The organism is Prauserella halophila (assembly GCF_024171895.1).
In the GTDB taxonomy this organism is placed as follows: domain Bacteria; phylum Actinomycetota; class Actinomycetes; order Mycobacteriales; family Pseudonocardiaceae; genus Prauserella; species Prauserella halophila.
In genome coordinates this window covers 272,607-287,627 of record NZ_JAMTCQ010000008.1, presented here as the reverse complement: position 1 = coordinate 287,627, position 15,021 = coordinate 272,607, and the positions used below count along the sequence as shown (strand labels likewise).

15 protein-coding genes and 1 pseudogene are annotated in these 15,021 nt (G+C 71.2%); 14 read left to right on the top strand and 2 right to left on the bottom strand.

Annotation, left to right across the window (positions count from 1 at the left end; genetic code table 11):
* The first annotated feature begins 13 nt into the window (after positions 1–13).
* The 9 genes and pseudogenes from era (at position 14) to LY41_RS01530 (ending at position 7,292) form a co-directional block, all read left to right on the top strand.
* Positions 14–937, top strand: a complete 924-nt coding sequence (gene era / locus LY41_RS01570; RefSeq protein WP_253862845.1) for a GTPase Era — start codon at positions 14–16, stop codon at positions 935–937.
* A 9-nt stretch (positions 938–946) separates the two neighbouring features.
* Positions 947–1,537: an RDD family protein gene (locus LY41_RS01565; protein WP_253862004.1), complete on the top strand. Its 591-nt coding sequence runs from the start codon at positions 947–949 to the stop codon at positions 1,535–1,537.
* A gap of 106 nt (positions 1,538–1,643) precedes the next feature.
* Positions 1,644–2,618 (top strand): RDD family protein, encoded by a 975-nt coding sequence (locus tag LY41_RS01560; protein ID WP_253862003.1) that lies wholly within the window; start codon positions 1,644–1,646, stop codon positions 2,616–2,618.
* A 1-nt stretch (position 2,619) separates the two neighbouring features.
* Positions 2,620–3,042, top strand: coding sequence for a DUF2752 domain-containing protein (locus LY41_RS01555; protein ID WP_253862002.1), 423 nt, complete (start codon positions 2,620–2,622; stop codon positions 3,040–3,042).
* Between the two features lie 92 nt (positions 3,043–3,134).
* Positions 3,135–3,914 (top strand): annotated as a pseudogene (gene recO / locus LY41_RS01550) (DNA repair protein RecO); the annotation flags it as partial.
* A 286-nt stretch (positions 3,915–4,200) separates the two neighbouring features.
* Positions 4,201–5,055 (top strand): isoprenyl transferase, encoded by an 855-nt coding sequence (locus LY41_RS01545; protein WP_253862001.1) that lies wholly within the window; start codon positions 4,201–4,203, stop codon positions 5,053–5,055.
* Entirely contained in the window at positions 5,052–5,462 is a 411-nt protein-coding gene (locus tag LY41_RS01540; protein WP_253862000.1) for a YbjN domain-containing protein, read from the top strand. The genes LY41_RS01545 and LY41_RS01540 overlap by 4 nt, the downstream gene beginning before the upstream one ends.
* A gap of 37 nt (positions 5,463–5,499) precedes the next feature.
* Positions 5,500–6,519 carry a permease gene (locus tag LY41_RS01535; protein ID WP_253861999.1) on the top strand — a complete coding sequence of 340 codons (1,020 nt, stop codon included), beginning with the start codon at positions 5,500–5,502 and terminating at the stop codon, positions 6,517–6,519.
* A complete protein-coding gene (locus LY41_RS01530; protein WP_253861998.1) occupies positions 6,516–7,292 on the top strand; it encodes a TIGR03943 family putative permease subunit in 777 nt (258 codons plus the stop codon). Before LY41_RS01535 ends, LY41_RS01530 begins: the two co-directional genes overlap by 4 nt.
* 38 nt (positions 7,293–7,330) lie before the next feature.
* Here LY41_RS01530 and LY41_RS01525 read toward each other — a convergent pair whose 3' ends face one another.
* Positions 7,331–7,816 (bottom strand): Fur family transcriptional regulator, encoded by a 486-nt coding sequence (locus tag LY41_RS01525; RefSeq protein ID WP_372493049.1) that lies wholly within the window; start codon positions 7,814–7,816, stop codon positions 7,331–7,333.
* Positions 7,813–8,124, bottom strand: coding sequence for an ArsR/SmtB family transcription factor (locus tag LY41_RS23760; protein WP_253862843.1), 312 nt, complete (start codon positions 8,122–8,124; stop codon positions 7,813–7,815). Before LY41_RS23760 ends, LY41_RS01525 begins: the two co-directional genes overlap by 4 nt.
* A gap of 550 nt (positions 8,125–8,674) precedes the next feature.
* Here LY41_RS23760 and LY41_RS01515 point away from each other — a divergent pair.
* The 5 genes from LY41_RS01515 to LY41_RS01495 all read left to right on the top strand — a co-directional run bounded on the left by LY41_RS01515 (position 8,675) and on the right by LY41_RS01495 (position 14,978).
* Positions 8,675–10,063 carry a glycine--tRNA ligase gene (locus LY41_RS01515; RefSeq protein ID WP_253861997.1) on the top strand — a complete coding sequence of 463 codons (1,389 nt, stop codon included), beginning with the start codon at positions 8,675–8,677 and terminating at the stop codon, positions 10,061–10,063.
* 61 nt (positions 10,064–10,124) lie between these two features.
* Positions 10,125–10,688: a YdcF family protein gene (locus LY41_RS01510; RefSeq protein WP_253862842.1), complete on the top strand. Its 564-nt coding sequence runs from the start codon at positions 10,125–10,127 to the stop codon at positions 10,686–10,688.
* Positions 10,689–10,718: 30 nt separating this feature from the next.
* Complete coding sequence (locus tag LY41_RS01505; RefSeq protein ID WP_253861996.1) at positions 10,719–12,053, top strand: deoxyguanosinetriphosphate triphosphohydrolase; 1,335 nt, start codon at positions 10,719–10,721, stop codon at positions 12,051–12,053.
* Positions 12,054–12,078: 25 nt separating this feature from the next.
* Entirely contained in the window at positions 12,079–13,203 is a 1,125-nt protein-coding gene (locus LY41_RS01500; RefSeq protein ID WP_253861995.1) for a serpin family protein, read from the top strand.
* Positions 13,200–14,978 (top strand): glycosyl transferase, encoded by a 1,779-nt coding sequence (locus tag LY41_RS01495; RefSeq protein WP_253861994.1) that lies wholly within the window; start codon positions 13,200–13,202, stop codon positions 14,976–14,978. Before LY41_RS01500 ends, LY41_RS01495 begins: the two co-directional genes overlap by 4 nt.
* The last annotated feature ends 43 nt before the right edge of the window (positions 14,979–15,021 follow it).

The following is a 15,021-nucleotide window of genomic DNA, read 5'->3' as shown; positions in this document are numbered from 1 at the left end:
GCGGGACGCCGGGATCCAGGACACGGGGTTTCGGGAGACGCCCGCCGAGCACCGGTCGGGGTTCGCCTGTTTCGTCGGACGGCCCAACGCGGGCAAGTCGACGCTGACCAACGCGCTCGTGGGCACGAAGATCGCGATCACGTCGACCAAGCCGCAGACGACGCGGCACGCCGTCCGCGGGATCGTGCACCGCGACGACGCCCAGCTGATCATTGTGGACACTCCGGGGCTGCACCGGCCGCGCACGCTGCTCGGGGAACGGCTCAACGACGTCGTCCGCGCCACGTGGTCCGAAGTGGACGTGGTCGGCTTCTGCGTGCCGGCCGGGGAAAAGATCGGCCCCGGGGACAAGTACATCGCGGCGGAACTGGCCAAGATCGCGCGGCGCACGCCCGTCGTCGGGATCGTCACCAAGACCGACCTCGTCAAGCCGGAGGTCGTCGCCGAGCAGCTGCTGGAGCTGCAGCAGCTGATGGAGCTGGCCGAGCTCGTTCCGGTGTCGGCCACCAGTGGCTATCAGCTCGACACGGTCGCCGACGTGCTGGTGAGCCAGCTGCCGGAGGGGCCGCAGCTGTACCCGGACGGCGACCTCACCGACGAGCCCGAACAGCGGCTGGTGGCCGAGCTCATCCGCGAGGCCGCGCTGGAGGGTGTGCGGGACGAACTGCCGCACTCGATCGCCGTCACGGTCGAAGAGATGATCCCGCGCGAAGGCTCGGGCGACATGGTCGACATCTACGCGCACCTGTTCGTCGAACGGCAGAGCCAGAAGGCCATCGTGCTGGGGCACAAGGCGGGCAGGCTCAAGCAGGTGGGTGCCACCGCCCGCACGCACATCGAGGCGCTGCTCGGCTCGAAGGTCTATCTCGACCTGCACGTCAAGGTGGCGAAGGAATGGCAGCGCGACGCGAAGCAGCTGGGCCGCCTGGGCTTCTGAGGTCTCACCGTGTCCGGCCCCTACCCGCCCCACTCGTTCGGAGGTGCGTCCCTGCCGCCGCAGTACGGAGGCGGGGTGGACGGTCCGGAGGTCATCACGCCGGGCGCGTGGATCCGGTTTCCGGGCACCGCGCCACTCGTGCTCGCCACGATGGGAAGCCGGTTCGTCGCACGTCTGGTGGACTCGGTCATTCTCGGTGTGCCGGCCGGCGTCGGGTTCGTCGTGCTGCTGTTCGCCGTGGTGGTCGAACAGCCGAGGTTGTGGTGGACGCTGCTGCTCCTCGCACCGGCTGTGGTCGTGGTGTGGTTCGTCTACGACGGTCTGCTCAACGGCCTTCGCGGAGCGACCGTCGGAAAGACGGTTGCCGGTGTGCGAGTGGTGACGGAACGTTCGGCGACCCGTCCCGGCAGTTGCCCGGGTATCGGAGCCGGTCTGCTCCGTGCGGCGACGCTTGCGTTACCGGCTCTGTTGCCGTGTCTCGGTGGCTTCATCACGGTGCTCGTCGGCGTGTCGCCGTTCTTCGACGAAATCACGCGCCAAGGCTGGCCCGACAAGGCAGCCGGAACCTACGTGGTGTCGACCAAACCGGTACGTTATTGACGTTCCGGGCAGGCATGCCCGTGCGTAGGTCATGGGACACCTCGCCGAGGGCGTCCATGAGGTACTGTCTCGCGCGATCATCGCCACAAGGGGGAGACGGACCCGCATGACCAATCCTTACAACCAGCAGCCCTACAACCAGCAGCCCGGCCAAGAGCAGCAGCCGTACGGCCAGGGCGCACCGGGGCAGCAGCCGTACGGCCAGCAGCCGGGCCAGCAGCCGGGTCAGCCGTACGGGCAGGGAGTGCCGGGGCAGTACGAGCAGCCTCCGTCGGGGGGCTTTCAGCAGCCGAATCCCCAGTCCGGCGGGTTTCAGCAACCGGCACCCGGTCAGCAGCCGTACGGGCAACCGGCGCCAGGGCAACAGCCGTACGGGCAACCGGCACCCGGTCAGCAGCCCTTCGGTCAGCAGCCGCCGTACGGACAGCCGCCGTACGGACAGCCGCCGTACGGACAGCCGCCGTACGGACAGCCGCCGTACGGACAGCCGCCGTACGGACAGCCGGGCGGATTCCCCGGCCAGCAGCCCGGTGGTTTCGGGGGTGGCCAGATGGTGGCCGGGCAGGCCCGGATCATCGTGCCCGGTGCGCAGATCCAGTTCTCGAACACCGGCCCGCTGGTGCTCGGCACCATGGGCAGCCGGTTCCTCGCCAGGCTGGTCGACGGTCTGATCATCGGTATGCCGGTCGGCATCCTCGTGATGATCATCCAGTTGGCCGTCGTCGCGAGCGATCCGGGCCTGGGCTGGATCATCTGGTTGATGGCACCGCTGCCGTTCATCGGGTTGGTCCTGTACGAGGGCCTCATGCTCGGTTCCCGGGGCGCTACTGTCGGCAAGAGCGTCGCGGGCCTGCGGGTCATGACCGAGTTGAGCAGTATGCAGCAACAACCGGGAATCGGCAGCGGTCCGGCGTTCAGCCGTGTCGCGACGCAGATGGCGCCGGGCATCATCCCCTGCATCGGGGGCCTGGTGTCGCTGCTCATGAATCTCTCGCCGTTCTTCGACGAGCAGGCGCGCCAGGGCTGGCACGACAAGGCCGCCAAGACGTACGTCATCTCGACGAAGCCGGTCAACTACTGACATGACCCCTCCGCAGGTGATCCGGCCGTGGCACGCCCTGCGTGTCACGCCGGGCCTCGCGGGTGGCGGCCTGCTCATCGCCGTGGCGTTGGGCACCGGCGTTGTGGCGATACCGTGCTGGTTCCGTGCACTCACCGGAATCGACTGCCCGTTCTGTGGCGGCAGCCGTGCCATCGGTGACCTGCTTCGCGGGGATCTGGTCGCCGCCGTCGGCCACAACGCCTTCGCGATCGCCGTGCTGATGCCGTTGGCGGCAGCTGTGCTGTTCGCTCTGGCTCGATGGGAAGCCGGACGGGCACGGCGGTGGTGGCCGGCAGGGCGCACGGGGCACGCTGCGTTGATCACGCTCGTGGTCGTGACCGTCGCGTGGTGGGTGTTCCGCGGCGTGCCCGCGGGGGAGTGGTTCCGTTCCACGGGATCGTGAAGGCGCCCCGTAGGCATCGCCCGCGGCGATGAGTGTCACGCCTCGGCGCCGCTGATCACGGCGTTGTCACCCCGGCGTGGGAAACTGTTCCGGTGAGCTTGTATCGGGACACCGGCGTGGTGCTGCGCGTGCACAAGCTCGGTGAGGCCGACCGCATCATCACGCTGCTGACGCGCCGCAACGGCAAGGTGCGCGCCGTCGCCAAGGGTGTGCGGCGCACGACCTCCCGGTTCGGCGCCAGGCTCGAGCCGTTCGGCCACGTCGACGTGCAGTTCTACACCGGCCGCACGCTCGACGTCGTCACCCAGGTGCAGACGGTCGACGCCTTCGCGCTGCCGATCGTCGGCGACTACCAGGCGTACACGGCGGCCGCCGCCATCGTGGAGACCGCGGACCGGCTGGCCGCCGAGGAGGAGCAGCCCGCGCTGAAGCTGTACCTCCTCGTCGTCGGTGCGCTGCGGGCACTCGCGGGCGGGCAGCGCGACTCGTCCCTCGTGCTCGACGCGTTCCTGCTGCGCGCCATGGCGTTCGCCGGGTGGGAACCCGCGCTCACCGAATGTGCCCGCTGCGGCGAACGCGGTCGGCACGCCGCGTTCCACGTGCAGGCGGGCGGCCTGCTGTGCCCGCGCTGCCGTGTCCCCGGCGCGGTGCATCCCGCGCCCGACGTGCTCGTCGTGATGGCCGCTCTGCTGCACGGCGACTGGCCCCTGGCCGAGGACAGCACCCCGGGCGTGCGCCGTGACGTCAGCGGCCTGGTCGCGGCACATCTGCAGTGGCATCTGGAGCGCCGCCTGCGCTCGCTGCCCTTCGTGGAACGCCGTGCCCGCGAGGCGCCGCTGACCGCCGCGTTAGGGTCGGACCCGCATCCCGGCGGCGACGGCCCCGGCGATCCGGGCACCGGTGCCGCCGATCCGGCAGCGGTCGACCCGGCACGAGACGACCCGGCACGAGACGACCCGGAGCGACCCGGCCCGGCACGACAGGACACCGCGGTGACACCCACCGCGGCGACCGGGGACCCGGACGCGGACGACCGGGAGGCAGGCGGCGAGTCGCGGGCGGCCTCCCACGGCGAAACACCCGAGACACCCGGGACGGTCGCGACGACGTGGACGGACACGGCAGGGACGGCAGAGCCCGGTGAGGCGGAGGTGACAGGTGCGGCGGAAGGCTCGCGAAACGGCACGCGTACCGGAGGTGCGGGCTCCTGACCCGCACCCGTCGGGCGCGCGGCCGCCCCGGATCCCGCAGGAGCTGGTGCCGAACCACGTCGCCCTGGTGATGGACGGCAACGGCCGGTGGGCCAACCAGCGCGGCATGCCACGCATCGAAGGGCACAAGCGCGGCGAGTCGGTGATGATCGACGTCGCCGGCGGGGCGGTCGAACTCGGCGTCGAGTGGCTGTCGGTGTACGCGTTCTCCACGGAGAACTGGAAGCGCAGCCCCGACGAGGTGCGCTTCCTGATGGGCTTCAACCGCGACACGATCCGCCGCCAGGTCGACTACCTCGGGTCCATCGGCGTGCGGATTCGCTGGGCGGGCCGCAGGCCCAAACTGTGGCGCAGCGTGATCAAGGAACTCGAGGCCGCCGAGGAGAAGACCAAGCACAACACGCGCCTGAACATGACCATGTGCGTCAACTACGGCGGCCGCGCCGAGATCGGCGATGCGGCACGGCGGATCGCGCGGCTGGCGGCCGAGGGGAAGATCAACCCCGACAAGGTCGACGAACGCACCGTCGCCAAGTACCTGTATCAGCCGCAGATGCCGGACGTGGACCTGTTCCTCCGGCCCTCCGGCGAGTTGCGGACGTCGAACTTCCTGCTGTGGGAATCGGCCTACGCCGAATTCGTCTTTCAGGACACCCTGTTCCCCGACTTCGACCGCACCCAGCTGTGGGACGCGTGTCTCGAATACGCCAAGCGCGACCGCCGGTTCGGCGCCGCCGTCGACCAGAGCGACGACACCGACGCCGCCGACACCACCGCCGAACCCGGGAAGGACACCGCATGACCTCTGAGGCCGCCGACACCGCCGAACTGCTCGCCGCCGCCAAGGGTGCACTCGAGAACTATCTCGACGTGCAGGTCGACGACGACGGCACGCTCACGTTCAAGCACTCCGAGGTGCCCTGCGTCGTGCAGGCGATGCAGCTGGCCGACGGCCTGCTGGTGCTGAGCCTGACGTGCGTCGTGGCGTGGGACCTGCCCGACGACCAGAAACTGGCCGCGGTCGTCGCCGAGCGTGCCGGCCAGGGCCTGTTCGGCACGCTCGGCATCGTGCACAACGAGAGCGGCATGGACGTCACGCTGCGGTATGCGTTCCCCGCGCAGGGTCTCGACCCGGGGCCGCTCGGCACGCTGCTGATGCTCGTGGTGTCGACGGCCTCGCAGGTGCGTTCGGAACTCGTCGACGCCTGAGGGAGCGCCTGTCGGCGCCTGGCATGATGGCGCACTGATGGAAACCGTTGTCGACAGTGCGGACAGTGCGGGCCGGCCGCGCCGTCGGTGGCGCGTCACCTCGATGCAGGTGCTGTGCGCGCTGCTGGTGCTGGCGATCCTCGGGCAGGACCAGCTCCGCGCGGCCGTCGACGTCCCGGTGCTGCAGACGGCGGCGACGGTGTTCGTGGCGATCTGTGTGCAGGCGCTGCCGTTCCTCGTACTCGGCGTGCTCCTGAGCGGCGCGATCGCCGCCTTCGTGCCTGCCCGCGCACTGCGCCGCGTGCTGCCGCGCCGGGACTCGGCCGCCGTCGGCGTCGCCGGTGCCTCGGGTGTGGTGCTGGCCGGGTGCGAATGCGCGTCGGTGCCCGTGGCGCGGCGGTTGATCGGACAGGGTGTCGCCCCGGCCGCGGCCCTGGCGTTCCTGCTGGCCGCACCCGCGGTGAACCCGATCGTGCTCGTCTCGACGGCCGTCGCGTTCCCGGGCGAGCCCGCCATGGTGGCGGCCCGGTTCGCCGGTTCGCTGGCCACGGCGCTGATCATGGGCTGGCTGTGGCTGCGCTGGGGCAAACTCGACTGGATCGCCGACCGGGCGCTACGGCGGCTGCCCGACGTCGCCGGGCGCGACCGGTGGCGCGTGTTCGCCGAGACCGCCAGGGCCGATCTCGTCGACGCTGGTGGTTTCCTCGTGCTGGGCGCCCTGGTCGCCGCGGCCTTCGGCGTGGTGATCCCCGCGGACTGGTTCTCCTCGCTGGGCGAGCAGATCGTGCTCGGCGTCCTGGTCATGGCAGTGCTGGCCGTGGTGCTGTCACTGTGCAGCGAGGCCGACGCGTTCGTCGCCGCGTCGCTGTCGGCGTTGCCGTTGTTGCCGCGGCTGGTGTTCCTGGTCGTGGGCCCCGCCATCGACGCGAAGCTGTTCGCACTGCAAGCCGGTACGTTCGGGCGGGCGTTCGCGCTGCGGTTCGCACCGGTCACGTTCGTGGTGGCGATCGGGTGCGCCGTGGTGTCGGGGCTGGTCTTCCTGGGAGGCGTGCGGTGAAACGCGAGACCCAGAACATCCTGTTGCTCCTGCTCGGCGGGGCGCTGCTGAAGATCGCCGTGACCGGCGACTACCTGCGCTACGTGAAGGCCACGCACCAACCGTGGCTGTTCGGAGCGGGCATCGTCATGATCGCGCTCGCGGGCGTGGCGATCGTGCGGGACGTCCGGGCGGGCGCGCGTGCGGCGGCCGGTGGCTCCGACGGCTCCGGGGTCTCCGGGGTCTCCGGCGGACCCGGCCACGGCGGTGCCGCGGACGCCTGCGGTGGGGCGGACGGGCACGAGCACACCGCGCGCTCGGCGTGGCTGATCGTCGTCCCCGTGCTGACCGTGCTGCTGGTGGCGCCCCCGGCGCTCGGCGCCGATTCGGTGCTGCGTGCCCGGAAGAACACCGAACCCGGCAACACCGCATTCGACCCGCTCCCGCCCGGCGACGTCGTGGCGCTGCCGGTGGGCGACTTCGTCGCCCGCGCCGGGTGGGACGAACGCGATTCACTGGACGGGCGCACGGTGCGGCTCACCGGATTCGTCGTGCAGACCCCCGACGGCCCGCAGCTGGCGCGCCTGACCATGAGCTGCTGTGCGGCCGACGCGTTCGCCGTGCGCACCGGTCTCACCGGTGGGCAGGCCGACCTGCTGCCCTCGGACACGTGGGTCGAGGTCACCGGGCGGCTGGTGCCCGCCGACGACACGCGCGAGCGCGACTACGTTCCCGACGTCGCGGTGCGCACCCTGCGGCGGATTCCCCGGCCGGAACAGCCGTACGAGACCTGAGCCCGTGCGAGATCTGAGGCCGTGCGAGCCCCGGGAGGTCAGCCGGCCTGCTGCTGGGTGCAGGTCGAACACGTGCCCATGATCTCGATCATGTGACTGATGTCGGAGAAGCCGTTGCCGGAGGCGGTCGCCTCGGCCCAGCGCTCGACGGCGGGTCCTTCGACCTCGACGGTGTAGCCGCAGGTGCGGCACACCAGGTGATGGTGATGGTGGTCCGAACAGCGCCGGTACAGGGCCTCGCCGGAGTCGGTGCGCAGCACGTCGATCTCGTCGGCCTCGCTGAGCGACTGCAGCGTCCGGTACACCGTGGTGAGCCCGATGCCCTCGCCGCGGCGGCGCAGTTCGTCGTGCAGCTCCTGGGCCGACCGGAAGTCGTCCACCTCGGACAGCAGCTCCACGACCGCGGCGCGCTGCCGGGTCGCCCTCCGTCCCGGCAGGGGAGCCCTGGACGTGCCGGATGCCTTGGAACCCTCGGCTCCCGCCGAGGTGCTCTTCGCCGACGAGCTGCTCGTCGAAGTGCTCATCGCTTCGCCTCCTCCTGCACGTGTGCGACGGCGTCCACCACGATATGCGCAAGGTGATCGTCGACCAGCCGGTAGGCGACCTCGCGCCCACGGCGCTGACCGTGTACGACACCCGCCGCTTTGAGGACGCGCAGGTGCTGGCTGATCAGCGGCTGGGTCACGTCCAGGGCGTCGACCAGGTCGTGCACACACCGGTCACCGTCCCGCAACTGCAGCACGATGGCGATCCGCACCGGGGCGGCCAGCGCGCGCAGCAGGTCACCCGCATCGGTCAACGCGGCCGGTGACGGCGGCGGGGTCAGTGGCACCGGACCGCCGGGATGGTCGTGCCCGGCGGCGTCCTCGGACGCGGTGTGCGCATGGCCGTCCGCGTGCGCCCGGTCGTCTGCGTGTGGGCGGCCGTCGGCGGGCCCGGGGCCGGCCGATCCGGGTGTGGCCGGTGCGTGATCGGCACCGGTGTCCTCGCCGCCGGTCTCGCCGGGGCCCTGCGGGCCCGTGTGCGCCGCGCCCGAACTCGCGGTCGGCATGTCGCATGCTCCAGCCTGCGTCGGCCGTGTGCCGGCACACGGGATCGTGTCTGCGTGCTCGTGTCTGCGTGCTCGCGTCGGTGGTCGTCTGCCGTTCCATCCTAGTGCGCCGCCGCAGTGGTTCCCTCCCGCTCGAGCACGCGGCGGGCCGCGACGGACACCCGCGGCGCGGGTCCGGTTCCCTCCCGCCGCGGGCCGGGCGTGGTGCGGCGCCCCTCGCGGGCGAGTCTCCGGGCTGGGGCTAGTCTGGTGCTTCACATCTTTCGATCTACGACTGTTCGACTCAACCCTGTCCGACCCGACCCCTGCGATAGTTCCCACGGAGCGTGGAGTGCCCGCCAACAACATCGAGACCGTCGTCAATCTCTGCAAGCGTCGTGGCTTCGTCTTCCCCTCGGGGGAGATCTACGGCGGTACCCGGTCGGCGTGGGACTACGGACCGCTCGGCGTCGAGCTGAAGGACAACATCAAGCGCCAGTGGTGGAAGACCGTGGTGCAGGGGCGTGAGGACGTCGTCGGCATCGACTCGTCGGTGATCCTGCCGCGCCAGGTGTGGGAGGCCTCGGGGCACGTCGGGGCGTTCCACGACCCGCTGGTGGAGTGCCTGGAGTGCCACCGCCGGTTCCGGTCGGATCAGCTCGCCGAGGACTACGCCGAGCGCACCGGCGCGGAGGTCGACGAGAACGACCTGTCCGACGTGCCGTGCCCGAACTGCGGCAACCGTGGCCAGTACACCGAGCCGCGCGAGTTCAACATGATGCTCAAGACGCACCTCGGCCCCGTCGAGGCCGAGGAGGGGCTGCACTACCTGCGGCCGGAGACCGCGCAGGGCATCTTCGTGAACTTCCTCAACGTGCAGACGACGGCGCGGAAGAAGCCGCCGTTCGGCATCGGCCAGATCGGCAAGTCGTTCCGCAACGAGATCACGCCGGGCAACTTCATCTTCCGCACGCGCGAGTTCGAGCAGATGGAGATGGAGTTCTTCGTCGAGCCGGGCGAGGACGAGTCCTGGCACGAGTACTGGATCGAACAGCGCAAGGCCTGGTATGTCGACCTCGGCATCCGGGAGGACAACCTGCGCCTGTACGAGCATCCGCAGGAAAAGCTGTCGCACTATTCGAAGCGGACGGTCGACGTCGAGTACCGCTTCCGCTTCTCCGCGGGTCAGGAGTGGGGCGAGCTCGAGGGCGTCGCCAACCGCACCGATTTCGACCTGACGACGCACTCGAACCACTCGGGTGTCGACCTGTCGTACTTCGACCAGGCCGGTGGCGACCGGTACCGCCCGTTCGTGATCGAGCCCGCGGCGGGCGTCGGCCGTCCGATGATGGCGTTCCTGCTCGACGCCTACACCGAGGACGAGGTGCCCAACGCCAAGGGCGGTGTCGACAAGCGCACCGTGCTCAAGATCGACCCGCGGTTGGCGCCGTACAAGGTCGCGGTGCTGCCGCTGTCGCGCAACTCCGATCTGACGCCGAAGGCCCGGGACATCGCGGCGATGCTGCGCAAGCACTGGAACGTCGATTTCGACGACGCGCAGTCCATCGGCAAGCGGTACCGGCGCCAGGAGGAGATCGGCACGCCGTTCTGCATCACGGTCGATTTCGACACGCTCGACGACCATGCGGTCACGGTGCGCGAGCGCGACACGATGAGTCAGGAGCGCATCGCCATCGATAAGCTCGAGTCCTACCTGGCCGCTCGCCTCATCGGCTGCTGAGGGGCGCGGGGTCGTGGGGGTGACACGGTGGGTCCGCCGCTCCGTCGCCGGTGCCGTGATCATGGCGCTCCTGCTCGTCGGCGGCACCGCCTTCCGGGTCTGGTACGTGGCGCGGGCCGACGAGCGGCCGAACGTCGACGCGATCGTGGTCCTCGGCGCCGCGCAGTACGACGGCACGCCGTCGCAGGTGTTCGCCCACCGGCTCGGCCATGCGAAAGAGCTGTACGACCAGGGGGTCGCGCCGCGCATCATCACGACGGGCGGGCGGGCACCGGGTGATGCCCACAGCGAGGCCGAGGCGGGTGCCGACTGGCTGACCGACAACGGCGTCCCTGCTGCGGACACGCTGGTCGTTTCGGAGGGCGTCGACACGTTGCGGTCGCTGCAGGGCGCGTCCCGGGAGATGCACGACCGCGGCTGGGCGACGACGGTGATCGTCAGCGATCCGTGGCACTCACTGCGGGCCCACACGATGGCCGAGGACGCGGGCCTCGAGGCCTGGACCTCACCGACGCATTCGGGGCCGATCGTGCAGACCCGGGAGACGCAGGTCTGGTACATCGTGCGGGAGACCGCCGCGCTGCTGTACTACAATCTCGCCGCCGCCGACAGCGTGCGTTCGTGACCGGTCGGGCCGGTTCGTAGACTGACGCGGGTGTCGTACACCGAGCAGGACCGCGCCCGGCTTCATCCCGAGCCGGCGAAGGGCGGCGCGCTGAGCGGGGCGCGTACGGATCTGCGCACGCCGTTCTCCCGGGACCGCGCCCGCGTGTTGCACTCGGCGGCGTTGCGCAGGCTGGCAGGCAAGACACAGGTGGTCGGCCCGGGGGAGGGTGCCGAGGTCAGTGGTGTGCCACGGACCCGGCTCACCCATTCCCTCGAAGTCGCCCAGATCGGCCGCGGGATCGCCGAGGACCTGGGCGCCGACCCGGACGTCGTCGACACCGCGGGGCTGGCGCACGACATCGGCCATCCGCCGTTCGGCCACAACGGCGAGGACGCGCTCGACGAGGCCGCGCAGGCGTGCGGCGGGTTCGAAGGCAACGCTCAGACCCTGCGTATCCTCACCCGCCTCGAACCGAAGGTGCTGGGAGCCGAACCGCCCGCCTCCGGCGGGGACGCAGGGGACGGGTGGTTCGGCGAGGTCACCGGCGGGCTCAACCTCACGCGCGCCAGCCTCGACGCGGCGACCAAGTACCCGTGGCCGCGGCGTCCCGGCACGGCGAAGTTCGGGGTGTACACCGACGATCTGGCGGTGTTCACGTGGCTCCGCGAGAGCGGCCACGGTGGGGAACCCGGGCCGCACGGTGATCGGCGGTGCCTGGAGGCCCAGATCATGGACTGGGCCGACGACGTCGCCTACTCGGTGCACGACGTCGAGGACGCCGTCCGTGCGGGCCGGATCTCGTTCGGCGAGCTGGCCGATCCGGAGGTGCGCGCCGTCGTGGCGGCGCTCGCGGCGAAGCACTTCACGGCCGAACCGGTGTCGGCGGTGGAAGAGGCGGCGGCGGAACTGCTCACGCTGCCGGTGGTGGCCGAGCTGGCCGCCCGCGACTACGACTCGACGCTCGGTGCGCAGGTCGCGCTGAAGCGGCTCACCAGTGAGCTCGTCGGGCGGTTCGCGTCCGCGGCCGTGACGGCCACGCGCGCGGCGTACGGGCAGCACCCGCTGCGGCGCTACGAGGCCGACCTGCGGGTGCCGGCCCGGGTGGGTGCGGAGGTCGCGCTGCTGAAAGCGCTGGCGCTGCGCTACGTCATGAGCGACCGGCGCAGGCTGGCACTGCAGGAGGGGCAGCGGCAGCTGCTCGCCGAACTGATCGAGGTGCTGCTCCTGCGGTCTCCGGACGCGCTCGAACCCGTGTTCCGGCAGGCGTGGGAGCAGGCGGCAGGCGACGCGGAGCGGCTGCGCGCGGTGATCGACCAGGTGGCGACCCTCACCGATGCGCAGGCGCACGCCTGGCACGCGTGGCACACGGGCCGCCACGCCTGACCGCCGGGGACGATACGGTCACGGAATGGAGGTCACGACGGATGCGAACGCGGCGCACCTCCGGTTCGCGCTGGCCGTGCACCGCGCGACCGCGGGGGAACCCGGGATCGACGATGCCTGTGTGTCCCCGTATTCGGCGGCGGGTGCGCTGGCGCTCGTGGCCGAGGGCGCGCGGGGTGAGACCGCCGCGGAGATCACCTCGCTGCTCGCCGGGACGGGATCCACGACCGCGGAACAGGTCCGGCTGCTGGATGCCGCCGCCGCGCTCGAGTCCCGGGCCGGGCAGGAGGAACCGGAACTCGCCGTGTCGAACACGCTGTGGGCGTGGGACGGGCTGGCGGTCGAGGACGGCTACGCGGAGGCACTCGAGCACCGGACGTCCGGCCGGGTCGCGGCCGCACCGTTCGTCGACGACCCCGAAGCCGCCCGCGCCGCGATCAACGCCGATGTGGCTGCCACCACGCGGAACCTGATCCCCGAGCTGCTGCCACCCGGCACCGTCGGCCCCGACACGGTCGCCACGTTGGTCAACGCGCTCTACCTGCGCTGTGCCTGGCGGCACCCGTTCCCGGTGGGGGACACGGCCGACGGGGACTTCCACGGTCCGGACGGTCCGCTGCCGGTGCCGATGATGCGGCAGACGGCGCGGATGCGCTACGCCGAGGCGGCGGGCTGGCAGGCGGTTGCGGTGCCGGCGGCCGGCGGGGTCGAGGCCGTCGTCCTGCTGCCGGACCGCAGGCTGGCCGATGCGGAGGCGGGCCTGGACGACGCCGTGCTGGCGGACCTGCTGGCGGCGATGGCACCGGAGCAGGTGCGGTTGACGATGCCGCGGGTGTCGCTCGACGTGCCGGTGCCGTTCGGCGCGGCGCTGCGCAGCCTCGGCGTGCGGCGGATGTTCACGCCGCAGGCCGATCTCGGTGGCCTGTCCGGTGATCCGCGGCTGCAGGTTTCCGAGGTGCTGCATCAGGCGGTGCTGCGGCTCGACGAGAGCGGGCTGGAAGGTGCCGCGGCGACGGCGGCGACGATGCGCCTCGTGTCCCTGCCGACCGGTGAGCCCGTCGTCGTCGACGTCAACCGGCCGTTCCTGCTGCTGGTGCGTCACGCCGCGACGGGCGCCGTCTATTTCGCTGCGCGAGTGGTCACGCCGTGACACGCGCGTCTCCCGCTGCGCCTGCCCGGGTGCGGCTCGATACGCGCGCCCGCGGCCGGATCGCCGACGTTCTCGTCGTACTGGCGTGTGTGGCGGCGGCGCTGCTGGTCTACCGCGGACTGTGGCAGAACCTCGACTCGGGTTACCTGCAGGGCAGCGGGCAGGACCAGAACATGTGGGAGTGGTTCTTCGCCGTCACCGCGAAAAACGTGCTGACGTTGTCGAATCCGCTGCACACCGACCTGCAGAACTATCCGCTGGGCGTCAACCTCATGGCCAACACGGCCATGCTCGGCGTCGGGATCCCGCTGACACCGGTGACCGTCCTGTTCGGACCGACCGTGACGTGGGCAGTGACGCTCACCGGCGGCCTGGCCGGAACGGCCGTGGCGTGGTACTGGCTGCTGTCCCGGCACCTGGTCGCCGCCCGCGGCGCCGCTGCGATCGGTGCGGGACTCGCCGGGTTCGCCCCGCCGATCATCTCGCACGCCAACGCGCACCCCAACTTCGTCGTGCTGTTGCTGGTGCCGCTGCTCGTCCACCGGCTGCTCCTGCTCGCCCGCGGCGAGCGGCCGGTCGCCCACGGCGTGATCCTCGGGTTGCTGGGCGCCTACCAGGTGTTTCTGGGCGAGGAGCCGCTGCTGATCGCGGCGCTGGCACTGGTGGTGTTCGTGCTCGTGTACGCGCTGTCGCGGCCGGTGGAGATCGGCCCGATGGTGCGTCCGCTCGCCACCGGCATCGGCGTCGGCGCGCTCGTCGCGGGGGCGATCGTGGCGGTGCCGCTGTGGTGGCAGTTCGCGGGCCCGCAGAGCTATTCGGGGATCGAGCACGGCTTCCAGGGCAACGACGTCGGCGCGTTCACCGCGTACGCGACGGCGTCGCTGGCCGGAACCGAGACCTCGGCCGTCGACCTGTCGCTCAACCGCACCGAGGAGAACGCGTTCTTCGGCTGGCCGCTCGTGCTGGTGCTGCTCGGGGTGACGGTCGCGCTGTGGCGGGTTGCGGCCGCACGCGCCGTCGCCGTGTCGATGCTGGTGATGGCGTGGCTGTCGATGGGCGTGCTACTCGTCGTGGACGGCGCGGCGACGTCGATTCCCGGCCCGTGGCTGCTGTTCGTCGACGCCCCGCTCGTGTCGTCGGTGCTGGAGTCCCGGCTCGCGATGGCGTGCGCGCCGCTGGGCGGGATCCTGCTCGCACTGGCCACCGACCGCGTGCTGCGCCTGCCGTGGGTACCGGAATGGGCATACGTGGCGTGGGTGAGCTGGTTCGGCGCGCTGCTCGTGGCGCTCGTGCCGATCGTGCCCACCGAGCTGCCCGTGCGGCAGCGTGAGCCGGTGCCCGAGTTCCTCGCATCCGGACAGTGGGCAGGCCATGTGGGGGAGGGCCGGTCGGTGGCGGTCGTCCCGCTGCCCGACACCGGGTACGCCGAGCCACTGCACTGGCAGATCAGCCAGGGGCTCGCCTTCCCGCTCGCGGAGGGCTACTTCGTCGGCCCCGCCGACGACGGTTCCGGCATCTACGGGGCGCAGCGCACGTCGTTCTCCACGACTCTCGAGGAGGTCGAGGACAGCGGCCTCGCCGCGAACGTGGGGGAGGCCGAACGGCGGCAGGCCGTGACGGACCTGCGGCAGTGGCGCACCGACCTGGTCGTGCTGAACGCGGACCGCCCCGACGCCGACGCGCTCCGCAGCACGGTCGAGGACCTGATCGGCACCCCCGGACGGCTCCGCGGGGACATGTGGATCTGGGACGTCCGGTCACTGACGTCCCCGTGACTCCTGCGGCCCGTCCCGCTGTCACATCGGCCCGCGCGATCTC